This window comes from Vibrio sp. 10N.222.49.A3 (genome assembly GCF_041475145.1).
Lineage (GTDB): Bacteria > Pseudomonadota > Gammaproteobacteria > Enterobacterales > Vibrionaceae > Vibrio > Vibrio tasmaniensis_A.
Genome location: NZ_JBFRVM010000116.1, coordinates 1 through 3,005 on the forward strand (window position 1 = coordinate 1; position 3,005 = coordinate 3,005).

The window sequence follows — 3,005 nt, forward strand, 5'->3', positions numbered from 1 at the left end:
TGGTATATCTGAGTCCACAAAACCCCTTGGGTGTTGTATGGTTAAGCCTCACGGGCAATTAGTACAGGTTAGCTCAATGCCTCGCAGCACTTACACACCCTGCCTATCAACGTCGTAGTCTACGACAACCCTTTAGGACACTTATAGTGCCAGGGAAAACTCATCTCAAGGCTCGCTTCCCGCTTAGATGCTTTCAGCGGTTATCGATTCCGAACTTAGCTACCGGGCAATGCCATTGGCATGACAACCCGAACACCAGAGGTTCGTCCACTCCGGTCCTCTCGTACTAGGAGCAGCCCCTTTCAATTTTCCAACGCCCACGGCAGATAGGGACCGAACTGTCTCACGACGTTCTAAACCCAGCTCGCGTACCACTTTAAATGGCGAACAGCCATACCCTTGGGACCGACTTCAGCCCCAGGATGTGATGAGCCGACATCGAGGTGCCAAACACCGCCGTCGATATGAACTCTTGGGCGGTATCAGCCTGTTATCCCCGGAGTACCTTTTATCCGTTGAGCGATGGCCCTTCCATTCAGAACCACCGGATCACTATGACCTGCTTTCGCACCTGCTCGAATTGTCATTCTCGCAGTCAAGCGGGCTTATGCCATTGCACTAACCACACGATGTCCAACCGTGTTTAGCCCACCTTCGTGCTCCTCCGTTACTCTTTGGGAGGAGACCGCCCCAGTCAAACTACCCACCAGGCACTGTCCGTAATCCCGATTCAGGGACCAACGTTAGAACATCAAAACTACAAGGGTGGTATTTCAAGGACGACTCCACCACATCTAGCGACGCGGTTTCAAAGTCTCCCACCTATCCTACACATGTAGGTTCAATGTTCAGTGCCAAGCTGTAGTAAAGGTTCACGGGGTCTTTCCGTCTAGCCGCGGGTACACTGCATCTTCACAGCGATTTCAATTTCACTGAGTCTCGGGTGGAGACAGCGTGGCCATCATTACGCCATTCGTGCAGGTCGGAACTTACCCGACAAGGAATTTCGCTACCTTAGGACCGTTATAGTTACGGCCGCCGTTTACCGGGGCTTCGATCAAGAGCTTCGACCGAAGTCTAACCCCATCAATTAACCTTCCGGCACCGGGCAGGCGTCACACCGTATACGTCATCTTACGATTTTGCACAGTGCTGTGTTTTTAATAAACAGTTGCAGCCACCTGGTATCTGCGACTCTCGTCTGCTCCATCCGCAAGGGACTTCACTGATAAGAGCGTACCTTCTCCCGAAGTTACGGTACCATTTTGCCTAGTTCCTTCACCCGAGTTCTCTCAAGCGCCTTGGTATTCTCTACCCGACCACCTGTGTCGGTTTGGGGTACGATTCCTTACAATCTGAAGCTTAGAGGCTTTTCCTGGAAGCATGGCATCAATGACTTCACTACCGTAGTAGCTCGACATCGTATCTCAGCGTTAATGAAAGTCCGGATTTACCTAAACTTTCCGCCTACGTACTTGAACCTGGACAACCGTCGCCAGGCCCACCTAGCCTTCTCCGTCCCCCCATCGCAATTGTAAGAAGTACGGGAATATTAACCCGTTTCCCATCGACTACGCCTTTCGGCCTCGCCTTAGGAGTCGACTTACCCTGCCCCGATTAACGTTGGACAGGAACCCTTGGTCTTCCGGCGAGGGAGTTTTTCACTCCCTTTATCGTTACTCATGTCAGCATTCGCACTTCTGATACCTCCAGCAGCCCTTACAGACCACCTTCAACGGCTTACAGAACGCTCCCCTACCCCACATACCCTAAGGTACGTAGCCGCAGCTTCGGTGTATAGCTTAGCCCCGTTACATCTTCCGCGCAGGCCGACTCGACCAGTGAGCTATTACGCTTTCTTTAAATGATGGCTGCTTCTAAGCCAACATCCTGGCTGTCTGAGCCTTCCCACATCGTTTCCCACTTAGCTATACTTTGGGACCTTAGCTGGCGGTCTGGGTTGTTTCCCTCTCCACGACGGACGTTAGCACCCGCCGTGTGTCTCCCGGATAGTACTTACTGGTATTCGGAGTTTGCAAAGGGTTGGTAAGTCGGGATGACCCCCTAGCCTTAACAGTGCTCTACCCCCAGTAGTATTCGTCCGAGGCGCTACCTAAATAGCTTTCGGGGAGAACCAGCTATCTCCAGGTTTGATTGGCCTTTCACCCCTAGCCACAAGTCATCCGCTAATTTTTCAACATTAGTCGGTTCGGTCCTCCAGTTGATGTTACTCAACCTTCAACCTGCCCATGGCTAGATCACCTGGTTTCGGGTCTAATCCTAGCAACTGTACGCCCAGTTAAGACTCGGTTTCCCTACGGCTCCCCTAAACGGTTAACCTTGCTACTAAAATTAAGTCGCTGACCCATTATACAAAAGGTACGCAGTCACACCACGAAGGTGCTCCTACTGCTTGTACGTACACGGTTTCAGGTTCTATTTCACTCCCCTCACAGGGGTTCTTTTCGCCTTTCCCTCACGGTACTGGTTCACTATCGGTCAGTCAGTAGTATTTAGCCTTGGAGGATGGTCCCCCCATATTCAGACAGGATATCACGTGTCCCGCCCTACTCGTTTTCACTGATGATGAGATGTCGATTACGGGGCTATCACCCTTTATTGCGGCACTTTCCAGAGCCTTCATCTGTCTCATTAAAAGCTTAAGGGCTAATCCAATTTCGCTCGCCGCTACTTTCGGAATCTCGGTTGATTTCTCTTCCTCGGGGTACTTAGATGTTTCAGTTCCCCCGGTTTGCCTCCTGTTGCTATGTATTCACAACAGGATACTTGCTTATGCAAGTGGGTTTCCCCATTCAGGAATCCCAGACTCAAAAGGTTATTACTACCTAATCTGGGCTTATCGCAAGTTATTACGCCTTTCATCGCCTCTGACTGCCAAGGCATCCACCGTGTACGCTTAGTCACTTAACCATACAACCCGAAAGGGTCTTAGTGTATGGCAACTAACCAAGGTTTTTGGTTGTCATCAAGAAGGGTTAATTCTT

1 rRNA gene is annotated in these 3,005 nt (G+C 50.8%); it reads right to left on the reverse strand.

Annotated elements, in window-relative coordinates:
* Positions 1–37: 37 nt before the first annotated feature.
* Positions 38–2,931, reverse strand: a 23S ribosomal RNA gene (locus tag AB4589_RS18880).
* Positions 2,932–3,005 lie beyond the last annotated feature (74 nt).